General features: G+C 67.4%; 14 protein-coding genes. 7 read left to right on the top strand and 7 right to left on the bottom strand.

The window, feature by feature from the left end; all coding sequences use genetic code 11:
* Positions 1 to 15: 15 nt before the first annotated feature.
* From E3O32_RS14725 to ychF, 5 genes are all read right to left on the bottom strand, one after another.
* Positions 16 to 360 (bottom strand): hypothetical protein, encoded by a 345-nt coding sequence (locus tag E3O32_RS14725; RefSeq protein ID WP_134510584.1) that lies wholly within the window; start codon positions 358 to 360, stop codon positions 16 to 18.
* Positions 351 to 935 carry a winged helix-turn-helix domain-containing protein gene (locus tag E3O32_RS14720; protein ID WP_134510583.1) on the bottom strand — a complete coding sequence of 195 codons (585 nt, stop codon included), beginning with the start codon at positions 933 to 935 and terminating at the stop codon, positions 351 to 353. The genes E3O32_RS14725 and E3O32_RS14720 overlap by 10 nt, the downstream gene beginning before the upstream one ends.
* A 371-nt stretch (positions 936 to 1,306) precedes the next feature.
* Positions 1,307 to 2,002, bottom strand: a complete 696-nt coding sequence (locus E3O32_RS14715) for a hypothetical protein (RefSeq protein WP_134510582.1) — start codon at positions 2,000 to 2,002, stop codon at positions 1,307 to 1,309.
* Positions 2,003 to 2,333: 331 nt separating this feature from the next.
* The gene (locus tag E3O32_RS14710) at positions 2,334 to 3,047 is read right to left on the bottom strand and encodes a hypothetical protein (RefSeq protein WP_134510581.1); all 714 of its coding nucleotides are present in this window, start codon (positions 3,045 to 3,047) and stop codon (positions 2,334 to 2,336) included.
* Positions 3,048 to 3,364: 317 nt separating this feature from the next.
* The gene (gene ychF / locus E3O32_RS14705) at positions 3,365 to 4,438 is read right to left on the bottom strand and encodes a redox-regulated ATPase YchF (protein WP_134510580.1); all 1,074 of its coding nucleotides are present in this window, start codon (positions 4,436 to 4,438) and stop codon (positions 3,365 to 3,367) included.
* Between the two features lie 84 nt (positions 4,439 to 4,522).
* On the opposite strand from ychF, the gene E3O32_RS14700 reads away from it, so the two are divergent.
* From E3O32_RS14700 to E3O32_RS14685, 4 genes are all read left to right on the top strand, one after another.
* On the top strand, positions 4,523 to 5,146 hold the full coding sequence (locus tag E3O32_RS14700; RefSeq protein ID WP_134510579.1) for an exonuclease domain-containing protein: 624 nt from the start codon (positions 4,523 to 4,525) through the stop codon (positions 5,144 to 5,146).
* A 33-nt stretch (positions 5,147 to 5,179) separates the two neighbouring features.
* Positions 5,180 to 5,782 (top strand): hypothetical protein, encoded by a 603-nt coding sequence (locus E3O32_RS14695; protein ID WP_134510578.1) that lies wholly within the window; start codon positions 5,180 to 5,182, stop codon positions 5,780 to 5,782.
* A gap of 98 nt (positions 5,783 to 5,880) precedes the next feature.
* Positions 5,881 to 7,284 carry a DNA recombination protein RmuC gene (locus E3O32_RS14690; protein ID WP_134510577.1) on the top strand — a complete coding sequence of 468 codons (1,404 nt, stop codon included), beginning with the start codon at positions 5,881 to 5,883 and terminating at the stop codon, positions 7,282 to 7,284.
* Positions 7,285 to 7,366: 82 nt separating this feature from the next.
* Positions 7,367 to 8,308, top strand: a complete 942-nt coding sequence (locus E3O32_RS14685; RefSeq protein WP_134510576.1) for an alpha/beta hydrolase — start codon at positions 7,367 to 7,369, stop codon at positions 8,306 to 8,308.
* A 135-nt stretch (positions 8,309 to 8,443) separates the two neighbouring features.
* Here the strand turns inward: E3O32_RS14685 and glpX are convergent, their stop codons facing one another.
* On the bottom strand, positions 8,444 to 9,376 hold the full coding sequence (gene glpX / locus E3O32_RS14680) for a class II fructose-bisphosphatase (protein ID WP_134510644.1): 933 nt from the start codon (positions 9,374 to 9,376) through the stop codon (positions 8,444 to 8,446).
* 244 nt (positions 9,377 to 9,620) lie between these two features.
* Here glpX and fbaA point away from each other — a divergent pair, with 244 nt between their 5' ends.
* Positions 9,621 to 10,646 (top strand): class II fructose-bisphosphate aldolase, encoded by a 1,026-nt coding sequence (gene fbaA, locus E3O32_RS14675; protein ID WP_134510575.1) that lies wholly within the window; start codon positions 9,621 to 9,623, stop codon positions 10,644 to 10,646.
* Between the two features lie 29 nt (positions 10,647 to 10,675).
* Positions 10,676 to 11,209 (top strand): DUF6264 family protein, encoded by a 534-nt coding sequence (locus E3O32_RS14670; protein ID WP_134510574.1) that lies wholly within the window; start codon positions 10,676 to 10,678, stop codon positions 11,207 to 11,209.
* 66 nt (positions 11,210 to 11,275) lie between these two features.
* Here the strand turns inward: E3O32_RS14670 and E3O32_RS14665 are convergent, their stop codons facing one another.
* Positions 11,276 to 12,316, bottom strand: a complete 1,041-nt coding sequence (locus tag E3O32_RS14665; protein WP_134510643.1) for a 4-hydroxy-3-methylbut-2-enyl diphosphate reductase — start codon at positions 12,314 to 12,316, stop codon at positions 11,276 to 11,278.
* Positions 12,317 to 12,404: 88 nt separating this feature from the next.
* On the opposite strand from E3O32_RS14665, the gene xseA reads away from it, so the two are divergent.
* Complete coding sequence (gene xseA / locus E3O32_RS14660; protein WP_134510573.1) at positions 12,405 to 13,658, top strand: exodeoxyribonuclease VII large subunit; 1,254 nt, start codon at positions 12,405 to 12,407, stop codon at positions 13,656 to 13,658.
* Position 13,659: the final 1 nt, after the last annotated feature.

The following is a 13,659-nucleotide window of genomic DNA, read 5'->3' as shown; positions in this document are numbered from 1 at the left end:
GTGCGCCACCTCGTCTCAGCCCGCAGATCGATCCAACTGTCGCGCTGCCTTCTCTGCCGGAGGCTTGTCGAACACAGCGCGCAGGTAGCGGCCGAGCGCCTCGTGCTGGCCTGGCCCGTTGGTCGTACGGAAGCCGTACGCCGCAAGCAGTGCCTCGCCGGTGTCATGACAGGCGTCGTAGGCGACGCCGTACCTGACGGTGACGCTCGTGAGCAGCGGGAGTTGATCCAAGCGCTCTTGGGCCTGCCGCAGGAACGAGGTCGCCCGCGCGACGTCTGCGGGCACGGCGTCGAGACGTCGCACCTCGACCAGGGCGAGGACCATTGCCTGCTGGACGCGGGTGAGCGGGGTCAGTGCCACGGCAACTCTCCGATGACGGCGACTGCCGAGCCGCCGCGCACGTTGTCCAGAAAGCCGGAGGACGCTGCGAATTCCTCCGGGGTGAGGATCGTCGGGTTGACGGGACGGTGCACCGCCGACTCGACTCGCGTGCACGCCTCGTAGACCGCGTCCACATCGGGCGCACCGAGCACCATGAGGTCGATGTCGTGCGGGGCCGGACCAGAATCACCGAGCAGCCGAGCGGCGAAGGAGCCGTAGAGGAACGCGGCCTCGATCCCGTCGATGCGGGCAAGCTCCTCGGCCAGGATCACCACCGGGCCGGTCACGACCGTGAGGATCTCGCGCAAGGGCTCCACAAGCGGGCTCTCGCCATTGGCGCGGATCAGCCTGGTGCGCCCCACGTGTCGCTCGCTCAGGATGCCGGCATCAATCAGGCGAGCGACTTCACGGTGCGCGGTCGGGTAAGCCAGGCCGGCCCGCTCGGCCAGGTCAGTGAGACTCAGCTCGTCACCGGTGAGCAACAAGGTGGACAGGAGACGTGCCTGACCGTCCGACCGGAAGATCGGAGCGAGGAGGGGCGCCTCAGTTCTCATATAATTGAGGTTATCATCCATCATATCGATAGTCAACGAGCCGCTCACTAACCCCAGAAGATCGGGTCACCACTCGTCCCCCTCTGACCTGCGGAAACGCGCCGATTCAGACGTTGAAGCGGAACTCCACGACGTTCAGCAGCCGATCAATCTCCTAGCGTCACAGCGTCCGGCCGTCCACGGAAGATCGGTTCGATGACGCGCTGCAACGCTCGGTTCCGCAGCGTGATCGTGTCACTCCCGCCGAAAGACGGAGTCGCCGATAATGCGCACTCGGCTGTGCTGAATCGTCACCGCTCGATGCGGCGGCGGTCGCGCGCCTGGTCGTCGAGGCGGTGAGCGGCTTCATCGACGAGGTCGTCTGATGCGCGCTATGCGCCCCAGTTCATGGCCGGGGCGATGATGCGAGAGACAACGTCGTTGTGCTCAGAATCGATGACGAGCACAGAAAGGGCGGGCACGATCTCGATCCCGTACCCCTCGGGAAACTTCGGAAGCTCTGTCCATTCGAGCTGCAAGGGCCCGTCTGCGTAGCTCTGGACGTCGTCCGGGTGCGCCGCAGCTACATCTGAAAATGAATCACCGACTGACACGCCATCGCTGGTCGAGAGAGTGAGTCCGCCCACCGTCTCGGCGGTCAGCAAGACATAGAACTCCGAATAGTACGGGGCCTCAGTCGTCCACTCGCCGTCCTGAACGGCAAACCCGCCCCAGTCATATGAAGTGCCTGGCGGATTGTCCGCATGCCCGTCATAGTGGCTGGCTGTCGGTTCGGTACCGAAAGCGTCAGTGAGCACGGCAACGACGTCCGCGGTCGGCTCAAAATAGTCGTGCTCGCTCAGCACGGCGCCGGAGTTGTCAACGATCTGGATCGACGCCACCGAGAACACGATCGACGCCGCAGTGGCGGGCGCCGGGCTCTCCGTCCCTGTCGGTGGCTGAGCGGTCGGCGAGTTAGTCTGACTGGATTGACCACTGGGCTCGGCGAACGGTGAGCACCCGGCCAGTACGAGCACTGCAATCCCCAGCGCAGCGATGACACATGTCGGTCGCTTTGACTTCCCCATGTGCACAGCCTAGGGCTCCGGGCGTCGCCCAAGGCCGAAACGGCCCCGTCTGCCGAAGCAGAAGGGTCGCCTCAGGAGTGCGACTGGCTAGACGTTGAAGCGGAACTCCACCGGATTCCGTCACCGAAACACATGACGTCGGCCAGCTTGGTTCAGAGTCCGCAAGATCACGGAACTGGCTCACGACCCCTCGCGTTGTCGCCGCACGACCCTCGACTCGCGACTGTGACCGGCACGGACACCTGTGCCTAGTTCGGCGGCAACACTTGTCCGCCATATCAACAGTTGCTGTGGCAACCTGACGCGCGCCGTGACTCGAGCAGGATGCTGATCACATTTCCACGTGAGCGTCCAGACGTTCGCCGCGGATCGCCAGATCAACTGTCTGAGCGATCACGCCTAGCTCGAATGGACGAAAGTAGTGCCGAGGCTCCTGATTGATGGGAATCGGGCAGAGCCGGACGACTATGGGTTCACGGTCGGCCACAATGAATCCAAGGTCAATCGTCGATCGGATGGCTGCGGGCACGAGCCAGCCACGTTGGATCGTCGCGGTTCCTCGCCTGATTCGATCCAGATTGGCGGTAGGAATGACCATCCTGCGCCGTCCAGAAACGAACGAGATCCGATCTAATTCAACCGCCACGATATATCGGGCGGTGATCAAGAAAGGCGGCCCGGTGCCTTTACCCGTCGCACGCGCGATCTGACGAACGGCCCACGGCATTCCGTCCACCGGCGTGCAGGCGATCAAGACCGCGTCAGGAAGGTCGGCTCGGAGACGTGCGATCCGACGTCTTTGCCTGACCCGCCCACCGAATACGGCGGCAGTCACTCCGCCCAACCCGAACCCGAGTGTAACGACAGCCACCGGCACCGACGCGAGCGCCGCGTCCGGGACGAGTAGTGCAAGTGCTGCGAAACAGAGCCAGATGAAAAGGAAAAGGACCACGACAAAGGCTCGGGCGACAACGCGGTTTCCCGGGTAGCCGCCGGTCAGTCGATCCTCGGCGGACTCAGTCCACACCAGCCTTGTCGGGCGCACGACTCGATCATCGCACGATGCGCGACCCTATTCGCTCTATCCACACGGGCGCGATGAATGTCCCAACCGACGTCGTGTGGAACGACGAGCCACCAGAGGAAAAACGGCGACCGGCACGGGCTTCGATCACCGCCCCAAGCCCTGGATGAAGACACCCGTTCGCGCATAGGATGTTCCGCTGAGAACACTGGCGGCCGAGTTCGACCCTTGCGGTCGAGATCGTCCCGCACACCAGGTGAAATCGATCGGAACCGTTTACCTCGGCGAGAGGCATCACCGCCGGCAGGATGCGGAATGACCCGGACCCGGGGCTCGGGCTAGACGTTGAAGCGGAACTCCACAACGTCGCCGTCCTGCATGACGTATTCCTTGCCCTCGATCCGGGCCTTGCCCTTCGAGCGGGCCTCGGCGATCGAACCGGCGGCGACCAGGTCGTCGAAGGAGAAGACTTCGGCCTTGATGAAGCCCTTCTGGAAGTCGGTGTGGATGACGCCGGCGGCCTGCGGGGCGGTCCAGCCCTTGTGGATCGTCCAGGCGCGGGTTTCCTTCGGGCCGGCGGTCAGGTAGGTCTGAAGGCCGAGGGTGTCGAAGCCGATCCGGGCGAGCTGGTCGAGGCCGCTCTCGGCCTGGCCGGTGGAGGCGAGCATCTCGGCGGCGTCCTCGGCGTCGAGCTCGCTGAGCTCCGACTCGAGCTTGGCGTCGAGGAACACGGCGTTGGCCGGGGCCACGAGCGCGGCCAGCACGGCGAGCTTGTCGGCATCCTGCAGCACGTCTTCATCGACGTTGAACACGTAGATGAACGGCTTGGCGGTGAGCAGGCCGAGTTCCCTGATCGGTTCGATGTCGAGGGTCGCGGAGGACAGCGGCTGCCCGGCGTCGAGCACGGCCTGCGCCTTGAGCGCGGTCTCAAGCACGATCGGGGGCATCTTGCGGCCCTTGACCTCTTTCTCGAAGCGCGTGATGGCCTTCTCGAGGGTCTGCAGGTCGGCGAGGATGAGCTCGGTGTTGATGGTCTCCATGTCGCCGGCCGGGTTGACCGCGCCGTCGACGTGCACCACGTCGGGGTCGGCGAAACCGCGGATGACCTGCGCGATGGCGTCGGCCTCACGGATGTTGGCGAGGAACTTGTTGCCGAGGCCCTCACCCTCGCTCGCGCCGCGCACGATCCCGGCGATGTCGACGAACGACACCGGCGCCGGCAGCAGCCGTTCGCTGCCGAAGATCGAGGCGAGCGCCGCCAGCCGGGAGTCCGGCAGGTTGACGATGCCCACGTTCGGCTCGATCGTGGCGAACGGGTAGTTCGCCGCCAGCACGTTGTTCTTGGTCAACGCGTTGAAGAGGGTGGACTTGCCGACATTGGGCAGTCCGACGATTGCAATAGTAAGAGCCACGAGAGTCCATCGTACCGGCTGGGCCCGGTGCCGCGCTCTGGCGCCGGGGGAAGCCGTGTCGGCGGCCCGTGAGAGCATGAAGGGGTGCCAGTCAATTTCACCGCCATCGACTTCGAGACCGCAAACTCTTCGGGCGCTTCGGCCTGCTCGGTCGGGCTGGTGAAGGTTCGCGACGGACGTGTCGTCGACCGGGTCGGCTGGTTCATCCAGCCCGCACCCGGGCACGACGCGTTCCTCGAATGGAACATCAAGATCCACGGCATCCGTCCCGCGGATGTCGTCGGTGCGGCCACCTGGGCGGAGCAGCTCCCCGACCTGGTCGCGTTCGCCGACGGCGACCATCTCGTCGCCCACAACGCCGGCTTCGACCTCGGCGTGATCAAGACGTCGTCAACGGTCGCCGGCCTCACGGTTCCCGATTTCAGCTATGTCTGCAGCCTTCAGGTTGCCCGGCGCACCTACCAGCTCGATTCCTACCGGCTGCCCGTGGCCGCTATGGCGGCCGGGTTCGAGGGGTTCGCCCACCACGACGCCCTCGCCGACGCCGAAGCGTGCGCGGCGATCATGATCCACGCGGCTGGGCGGCACGACGCCGACACCCTCGAAGATCTGGCCCGCATCTCCGGAGTCAAGATCGGGGCGATCGGCCCGGTCGCAACCCAGGAGATGGCCGCCACGCACGGCCCGATGGCCCTCAACCACCCGTAGCGCGAGCCCCGCCGGGAAGAGGAGAATCGGCGGATGCGCTCCTCCGACGATCTGCCGGGCAATCCCTGGCCGCACGACATGCAGGTCAGTGTCGAGGAATGCTGGCCCCCGCTGATCTACCTGCTCTTCGTGCGGAGCGCCTGGCGGCTGGACATCGATGCCGTGCCCCGGCTCGATTCGGAGCCCGACCCGGGCTCTTCCCATCGCCCGGAGAACCTCGACGTCGATGCCGCACGCGGGCGTTGGCTGTCCGAGTGGAAGCGGGCCTGGACGCACTTCGACCCGCCGATCCTCCGGGTCAGCACCCCCGACGAGATGACCCAGCACCTCCTGGACACCCTCACCGATGACGAGCTGTGGAAGGCGACCTCGACCTGGCCCTCGGATTTCTGGGGTTCCGGCATCGACCCGGACGCCTGCGAGAGGTGGCGGTCGTCGATGGCCGCCCCGCTCGGCGACCTCCCCGAGAACCGCGTCATCCCCGCCCTCGCCGAGGCCTGGCGGGCCGGGCTCAGCACCGTCATCCAGCTGCCCTACCTCGGTTCCTTCGCACTCCGGATCAACCGGGAGCACCTCGTCGTGTCGCCGACGACCCGGAACGATCCCGACCTGTACGGCCGGGCGCTCGAGTCGTAGCGCGGATTCCGAACTGACGAGCGCCGGCGCGTCGACGAACCTGCGCGGCCCGCCGCCCTATTCCCGGCGATGTCGGTGGGCGCTGGCAGAGTAGTGGCATGGATCCCTGGCTCACACTCCTTCTCGGCATCGCCCTCGGCGCGCTGCTCGGCGCCCTGGGCGCGCTCGTCCTCGTCCAACGGCGTGGAGTGCAGCAGCGCGGAACGGCCGCGAGCACCACCCCGGCCGAGGACCCCGCATTTCTGGTGGCGCGGCACCAGGTGGCGCTGGCCGAGTTGCGCTCCTCCGAGGCGGCCGTGTCGGCCATTCTGCGGGAGGAACTCGCGTCGGTGCAGGCCACGACGGATGCCCTCCGCGAGCAACTCGCAGACGCGCAGCGCCGCGCGCGCGAGTTCGACGAGCGTCAGCGCGCAGAGACCGCCGCCCGCACGCAACGCGAGCAGCGGGAAAGCACGGTCCTGCAGGCCCTCGCCCCCGTGCGGGAAAGCCTCTCCGAGATGCAGAAGAAGGTTACCGAGCTGGAGGCCCAGCGCAGCGTGCAGCACGGCGAACTCAGCCAGCAGCTGCGCAACGCCACCGAATCCGAGGAACGCCTGCGCAGCACCGCCGAAACCCTGGCGTCCGCCCTGCGCTCCAACAGCACCAGAGGAGTGTGGGGCGAGACCCAGCTGCGCAGCGTGGTCGAGGCCGCCGGCCTCATCGAGCGCGTCGACTTCGACGTGCAGTCGAGCATCAGCTCCGATGCCGGGGCCGGCCGCCCCGACATGGTCGTGCACCTGCCCGGCGGCAAGAACATCGCAGTCGACGCCAAGGTTCCGTTCACCGCGTTCCTCGAGGCGAGCCAGATTCCGGCCACGGCGACCGGGGCGGAGGGCGCCCGGCGCACCGCGCTCCTCGGAGCGCACGTCAAGGCGGTGCGCGACCACATCAGCACCCTCGGCGGCAAGGCCTACTGGCAGGGGCTCGAGGCCTCCCCCGAAATCGTGATCGCGTTCATCCCCAGCGAGTCGCTCGTCTCGAGCGCGCTCGAGGCCGACCCGTCGATCATGGAGTTCGCCTTCTCCAAGCGGGTCGCCCTCGCCTCGCCCGTCACGCTCTGGTCGGTGCTGAAGACCGTCGCGTTCACCTGGCAGCAGGACGTGCTCACCCACGACGCGAAGGTGCTCTTCGACCTCAGCCGCGAGCTCTATGCCCGGCTGTCGACCACGGCGACCCACATCGAGAAACTGGGCCGTTCGATCGAACGCACGGTGAAGGACTACAACGGGTTCGTCGGCTCGATGGAACGCCAGGTACTGCCGACCGCTCGCAAGCTCAACGCCCTCGACGAGTCAAAGGTGCTCGCTCCGCTGGCGGCCATCGAAGAGAGCACCCGGGAGTTGGCGGCCTGGGAATTCGTGGCCGAACTGGAGGCCGCGGAACGGGACGCGAGCGACCTCGACACCAGCGACCTGGACGCTGTGGCGCTGGCGACCGCCGGACTCGACGGGGGCCGGGATTGAACCATCGGCGGGAAGCGCCGCTCTCCGCTGACCGTTCGTGGAACGCGTCGTCCTCCCACCCGTCGGCGCCAGAGGAGAGGAGATGAAGGCCTCCCGCCTCAATCCTGAGCTCCGACGCATCTTCCGCTTTGTCCCGAACCCGCCGGTGACGACGAGCGCAGGTCGCTCCGTGATCAACGGGCTGCTCAAACGAGTGAAGACACCCTCGCAGTTCGACGGGGTGTCTTTCAACGTCGTGATGCTGGCCAACGGCCAGCCCGCTCGCATATTCTCACCCCCCGGATCCTCACCCCCCGATCGCGGAAAGAGGGCGGCCCTGCTGAACATCCATGGCGGTGGCATGGTGATCGGGAAGGCGTCCCAGGACGACGTCCACATGGCCGACGTCGCTCGCGACCTCGGCATCGTGGTGGTGTCGATCGAATACCGGCTCGCACCTCAGAGCCCGTTCCCCGCAGCTCTCGACGACTGCTTCTTCGCCTGGAACGCCCTGCTCGAATCCGCCGTCGACGTCGGCGTGGACCCGGCCAGGATCGCGATCGGCGGGCAGAGCGCCGGAGGCGGCCTGGCCGCGGCACTGGTTCAGCGAATCCATGATCAGGGCGGCGTCCAACCGGTCGCACAATGGCTCTTCTGCCCCATGCTCGACGACCGCACAGCCGGCCGCCGCGAACTCGACGCCGTCAGGCACCGACTCTGGAACAACAAATCGAACCGCGCCGGCTGGAAGGCCTACCTCGGTCAGGAACCCGGAGCTGCCGATCTTCCGCCGTACGCTGCCGCGGCCCGGCGCACCGATCTCACCGGTCTCCCCGCAGCGTGGATCGGAATGGGCGACATCGAGCTGTTCTATGGCGAAGGCCGCACCTACGCCGCCGCCCTCCGCGACGCGGGCGTCGACTGCACGCTCGACATCGTTCCCGGCGCCCCCCACGCCTTCGAGACCATCGCCGCCACGACGCGCCTCGCAACCGACTACAAAGCCCGCGCCCGCGCCTGGTTGAGGAACCGGCTGGGCGTCTGACCACCGCTGAGCGCCACCGGCCTCCGGTCTGCCTGCGGCGATGGACACGACCGTGAACGAGGAGAGTCGCCGCTTGCGCGGCGACTCTCCTCGTTCACGGCGACGCCGGGCAACCGGGTTGCCGGGGGTTGGGCCTTAGAGCCACTTCGAGGCGAGGTGCTCCGCGATCACGCGACGGGTGGTGCCCGACTTCGACCGCATGACGATGCTCTCGGTGCGGATGATCGGGCCCATGCGACGCACACCGTCGACGAGTCCGCCATCGGTCACGCCGGTCGCCACGAAGAACGTGTTGTCACCGCTGACCATGTCGTCGAGCTCGAGCAGTTTGTCGATGTCGAGGCCGGCCGCAATGCCGCCGGCACGCTCCGCGTCATCCTTCGGGGCGAGGCGCCCCTGCATGTACCCGCCGATGGCCTTGAGCGCGCACGCGGTGGTGATGCCCTCGGGGCTGCCGCCGATGCCGACGCACATGTCGATGCGCGTCTCCCAGCGGGCCGCGTTGATTCCGCCGGCGACGTCGCCGTCGCTCATCAGCCGGGTTCCGGCGCCGGCGCTGCGGATTTCGTCGATCAGGCCGGCGTGGCGCGGCCGGTCGAGCACGGCGAGGACCATCTCACCGACCGGCTTGCCGGTCTTCTTCGAGAGCTCGCGGATGTTGTCGCCGATCGACGCATCGAGGCTGACGACCCCGCGGCCGGCGCCGCCGGTGACGATCTTGTCCATGTAGAACACGGATGACGCGTCGAGCATGGTGCCGCGCGATGAGACCGCGATGACGGAGAGCGCGTTCTGGCGGCCGGCGGCGGTGAGGCTGGTGCCGTCGATCGGGTCGACGGCGATGTCGCAGGCCGGACCGCGGCCGTTGCCGACCCGCTCGCCGTTGAAGAGCATGGGGGCTTCGTCTTTTTCGCCCTCGCCGATGACGATGAGGCCATCGAAGTTGACGGTGCCGAGGAAGACGCGCATGGCGTCGACGGCCGCCTTGTCTGCGGCGTTCTTGTCGCCGCGGCCGATGAACGGAACCGCGCGAATCGCGGCCGCCTCGGTCGCGCGCACCAGTTCCATGGCCAGGTTTCGGTCGGGATGGGTGAAATTGGGGGCGATTTCGGGGCTGTTCACAGATGGTCCTTCCCGGACGAAGAGTGCGGCAGTGGCGTGACCCGTCTTTGGGCCGGCGCTGATGGATCAGCGCTGCCGCCTTCAGCCTAGCGCCCGACGATCCCGATCCCGCCTCACGGTCTCGCACGCCCGGCGACCCTCCCTCGGTAGTATTGAAGGACCGAAACGGTTCAACCGAGGAGACTAAACAATGCCCATCGCAACCCCCGACCAGTATGCAGAGATGCTCAACAAGGCCAAGACGAATGGGTTCGCGTATCCCGCGTTCAACGTTTCGTCCTCACAGAGCATTAACGCCGTACTACAGGGCCTGACCGAGGCCGGCTCAGACGGCATCATCCAGGTCACCACCGGTGGCGCAGATTACTTCGCCGGCCACACGGTCAAGAACCGCGCATCCGGTGCGCTCGCGATGGCGCACTTCGTGCGGTCCGTCGCCGACAATTACCCCGTTACCGTTGCCCTGCACACGGACCACTGCCCCAAGGGCGCCCTCGAGGACTTCGTCCTGCCGCTGATCACCGCCTCCGAAGAGGAGGTCAAGGCCGGCCGCAACCCGATCTTCCAGTCGCACATGTGGGACGGCTCCGCCATCGCACTCGGCGAGAACCTGGACATCGCCAAGGACATCCTCAAGCGCACCCAGGCGATCAACGCAATCCTCGAGGTTGAAATCGGCGCCGTCGGCGGCGAAGAGGACGGCGTCGAGGGTGACATCAACGAGAACCTGTACACGACCCTCGACGATGCCCTCGCCATGATCGATGCCCTCGGCATGGGCGAGAACGGCCGCTACATGGCCGCGCTCACCTTCGGCAACGTGCACGGCGTCTACAAGCCCGGCAACGTCAAGCTGCGCCCGGAGCTGCTCAAGGAGATCCAGGATGGCGTCGCCGCCAAGTTCGGCACCGGCCCGAAGCCGCTCGACCTGGTCTTCCACGGCGGATCGGGCTCGACCGACGCCGAGATCGCCGAGGCCGTCGCGAACGGCGTCGTGAAGATGAACATCGACACCGACACCCAGTACGCGTTCACCCGCGCGGTCGCCGGCTACATGCTCAGCAACTACGACAGCGTGCTCAAGGTTGACGGCGAAGTCGGCAACAAGAAGGTCTACGACCCGCGCGCCTGGGGCAAGGTCGCCGAGACGGCCATGGCCGCCCGCGTCGCCGAAGCCACCCGCCAGCTCGGCTCCGCCGGCCACTCGAACAGCTAGCACCCGGGATGACGATGGCCGAGAATCCTTTGTCCACACCAGCGGGGACCCCGCCCGAGGATTCCCGGCCACGCCCGCAATACGGCGAACTGGCGCCGGAGGGCTGGAGCTGGACTCCGGCCCCCGACGCCGTCCCGCCGGTTCCGTCGGCGACCCCGACGACATCCGGCCCGAACCAGGCCGCCCGGGCGCGCGGCACCGTGCCCGCCTGGGACCGGCCGGTGACGCTTGCCCTGCTCGTCTTCGGGCTCCTGGCCACCTTCTTCGCGGTCGGGGTGCTCGGCGCCCTCCCCCAGGCCGTGCAGATGCTCTACACGCAGCAGGACCTCGGGGACTACACCCCCGCCGCCTCGGTGGCCGGGCTGATCACCGCCGGGAGTTTCACGGAGGCAGCGGTCTGGCTTGCCTCCGCGGCCGGCGCGATCCTGCTGCTCGTCCGCGGCAAGCGCGCCTTCTACCTGCCGCTGATCGGCGCGGTCGTCGCCTTCGTCGTGATCTTCGTGTTCATGTCGGTCATCCTGGCCACCGACCCGACGCTGCTCACCTTCTACAGCCAGCCGTGATTCCTGCAGCCGGCCGTAACGGTCCGGAAGGGCGGCCCGCTGTGAGGGCCGGCCGCCGGCCTTCGTCTACTCGGCGCGGGTGACCCGGCCGCCGAGCCCTCGCGCGTCCTTGTTGCCGGCAAGGTCCTTGCGCAGTTCCTTCGGAAGCGAGAACAACAGGTCTTCCTCGGCCGTCTTGACCTCCTCGACGTTGCCGTAGCCGGCGTCTTCGAGCGCCGCGAGAAGCTCGTGCACGAGTTCCTCCGGCACGGATGCCCCACTCGTCACCCCGACCGTGACCACACCGTCGAGCCACTCCTGCTTGACCTCGCTGGCGAAGTCGACCCGGTAGGCGGCCCGGGCGCCGTATTCCAGGGCCACCTCGACCAGGCGCACCGAGTTGGACGAGTTCGCCGACCCGACGACGATCACGAGGTCGGAGTCCTCGGCGATCTTCTTGATCGCCACCTGCCGGTTCTGGGTGGCGTAGCAGATGTCGTCGCTCGGCGGGTCCTGCAGCAGGGGGAAGCGTGCCCGCAGGCGGCGCACGGTCTCCATGGTCTCGTCCACGCTGAGGGTGGTCTGCGAGAGCCAGACGACCTTCTCGGGATTGCGCACCTGGATGGTGTCGGCCTCGTCGGGGCTGCCGACGAGGGTGGTGTGCTCGGGGGCCTCCCCCGCGGTGCCCTCGACCTCTTCATGGCCCTCGTGGCCGATCAGGAGGATCTCGAAGTCGTCCCTGGCGAAGCGCACGGCCTCGCGGTGCACCTTGGTCACCAGCGGGCAGGTCGCGTCGATCGCGAGCAGGCCGCGGTCGGCGGCGGCGTTGACGACCGCCGGCGAGACGCCGTGGGCGCTGAAAACGATGTGAGAGCCGGTCGGCACCTCGTCGACCTCCTCGACGAAGATGGCACCCTTCTTCTCCAGTTCGGAGACGACGTGCACGTTGTGCACGATCTGTTTGCGCACGTAAACGGGCGCGCCATACAGGTCGAGGGCCTTCTCCACGGCGATCACGGCGCGGTCCACGCCGGCGCAGTAGCCGCGCGGGGCGGCCAGCAGCACCCGCTTCGTTCCGTCCACGGGGGTATCCTTGAGCCTGTTGCGTGCGCTCGGGATACGTGGCATGCCCAGGCCGATTACGGGCGAATCCGTACTAATAGTCACGCTGCCAGTCTAAGCGTGCAGCGCTGAAGCGCTGTGGGAGGAACGATCGATGCAGGATGCACCTCCCACCGTGGAGACCCCGTGGCCGGTCGCAGTGCTGGCGAACAAGATCCGCGGCTACATCGAACGGCTCGGCACCGCCTGGGTGGAGGGCGAGATCACCCAGTGGGGCATCAGCGGCGGGAACGTCTACGGCAAGCTCAAGGACCTCACCGAGGACGCCACCGTCGGCTTCACCGTGTGGTCCTCCGTGAAGGCCCGGCTCACCGACGAGTTCAAGCAGGGCGACCGGGTGATCGCCCTGGTCAAACCCAACTACTGGGTCAAGGGCGGCACGCTCACCATGCAGGTGTTCGAGCTGCGCCACGTGGGTCTCGGCGACATGCTCGAACGGCTCGAGCGGCTGCGCAAGAAGCTCGCCGGGGAGGGCCTGTTCGACGCCTCCCGCAAGGTGCCGCTCCCGTTCCTCCCGCACTGCATCGGCCTGGTCACCGGCAAGGACTCCGACGCGGAGAAGGACGTCATCCGCAACGCCCAGTTGCGCTGGCCGGCCGTGAACTTCCGCATCCGCTACGCGGCCATGCAGGGCGACCGGATGGTGAACGAGGTGACCGCGGCCATCCAGGCCCTCGACGCCGACCCTGAGGTCGATGTGATCATCGTGGCCCGCGGCGGCGGCGACTTCCAGAATCTGCTCGGCTTCAGCGACGAAATGGTGCTCCGGGCGGCGGCGGCCTGCGCGACCCCCCTGGTCAGCGCGATCGGCCACGAGGCCGACCGGCCGCTGCTCGACGAGGTCGCCGACCTGCGCGCGTCGACACCGACGGATGCCGCCAAGCGCGTCGTGCCCGACGTCTCCGACGAGCTCGACCGGGTGCAGCAGGCCCGCGCCCGGATCAGCACCCGCCTGACCGGAATCGTCGCCACCGAGATCGACCGGATCGGCCAGCTCCGTTCCCGCCCCGTGCTCAGCTCTCGGGACTGGATCATCGATTCCCGCGCCGAGGATCTCACCCGCTATGTGGCCCGCGGCACCGAACTCGTCGACCGGGTGGTGGAGCGGGCGGGCGCCGCCATCGTCGACCTGCGCTCCCAGCTGCGCGCCCTCTCCCCCCAGGGCACTCTCGACCGCGGGTACGCCATCGTGCAGCTCCTCGACGGCCACGTGCTTCGCCGCCCCGACCAGGCCCCGGCCGCCACGAAACTCCTGATCAACCTCGCCGACGGCACAGTGTCGGCCACCGCAGACGACAGCGCGGCCGACACCGCCGGCGACACCGCCGACCTGATCGCGTCGAAATAGA

The organism is Cryobacterium mannosilyticum (assembly GCF_004402705.1).
Taxonomy (GTDB): domain Bacteria; phylum Actinomycetota; class Actinomycetes; order Actinomycetales; family Microbacteriaceae; genus Cryobacterium; species Cryobacterium mannosilyticum.
This window is presented reverse-complemented; position numbering and strand designations above follow the sequence as displayed.